Raw genomic sequence first — 265 nt, 5'->3', positions numbered from 1 at the left:
GAAGTTGCTGTGCGTAGCCGCGTTCGCCACGGCGGGCATTCTGGCCGCAGCCCCGGCGTTCGCCGCCGACAAGATCAAGGTCGGCATTTCGATGAAGGTGCTCAACGCGCCGTATTTCGCCGCGGCGATGGAGTCGGCCAAGGCGCGCGCGACCGAACTCGGCGCGGACGTCATCGTCGCCGATGCGCAGGGCAAGATGGGCAAGCAGATTTCGGATGTCGAGGATCTCGTCACGCGCGGCGTCAAGGTGCTGCTGATCGATCCC

General features: G+C 65.7%; 1 protein-coding gene. It reads left to right on the top strand.

The features are described 5' to 3' along the window. The coding region (locus SB816_RS32405; RefSeq protein WP_410548299.1) for a substrate-binding domain-containing protein at positions 1-265 on the top strand (265 nt) is incomplete at both ends.

This window comes from Achromobacter sp. SIMBA_011, from assembly GCF_046535435.1.
Lineage (GTDB): Bacteria > Pseudomonadota > Gammaproteobacteria > Burkholderiales > Burkholderiaceae_B > Achromobacter > Achromobacter dolens.
This window is presented reverse-complemented; position numbering and strand designations above follow the sequence as displayed.